The 508-nt window shown below is 65.9% G+C and carries 1 protein-coding gene; it reads left to right on the top strand.

Annotation, left to right across the window (positions count from 1 at the left end):
* The first annotated feature begins 93 nt into the window (after positions 1–93).
* Positions 94–465: a hypothetical protein gene (locus OJ962_RS34240; RefSeq protein WP_202958990.1), complete on the top strand. Its 372-nt coding sequence runs from the start codon at positions 94–96 to the stop codon at positions 463–465.
* Positions 466–508 lie beyond the last annotated feature (43 nt).

Below are 508 nucleotides of genomic sequence, written 5' to 3'. Positions count from 1 at the left end.
TCGACGAACTCGCCCGTCCACGAGGCGTGATCTCGAGCAAGGAGCCTTCGTAGTCCGACGCGAGCAGCAGCCGACGCCGTGTAGAACTCTCGCGTGCGCCGGCACCTCACCTGTCCCGAAGCCATCGCAGCGCTCCGGCGCGGCAAGGTCGTCGAGCAGCTGCTTGCGCTCGAGCCACACAACCACGAGCCGGTGGTGCGGTGGCTGTCCGTCTCTTCGCGCGGCGGCGCCTTCGGCGTCACGCTCCACCTGGTCCATGACCCGTGCGATCCGACGTTCCTCGACCTCAGCGAGTTCGCGCCAGTGAACGAGGACGAGGACGTCGGCGAAGGCACAGAAGCCGGCCGAGCAGCTGATCCGGAAGAGGCGCTGCATATCGCCACCCAGCTTGGCGCGGCGTCCGAGCGGTGGGTCAACGAATTTGTCGTTGCGGAGGAGTACCGCGATGCTCACGGCTGGTCATGACCGCCACCTTGCAATCACAGGCGAAAGTGGTCTTTCTCGACGA

Origin of the sequence: Solirubrobacter deserti (assembly GCF_027587175.1) — a bacterium.
Classification (GTDB): Bacteria; Actinomycetota; Thermoleophilia; order Solirubrobacterales; family Solirubrobacteraceae; genus Solirubrobacter; species Solirubrobacter deserti.
The sequence above is the reverse complement of the archived record's forward strand: the minus strand, read 5'-3'. Positions and strand labels throughout refer to the sequence as shown.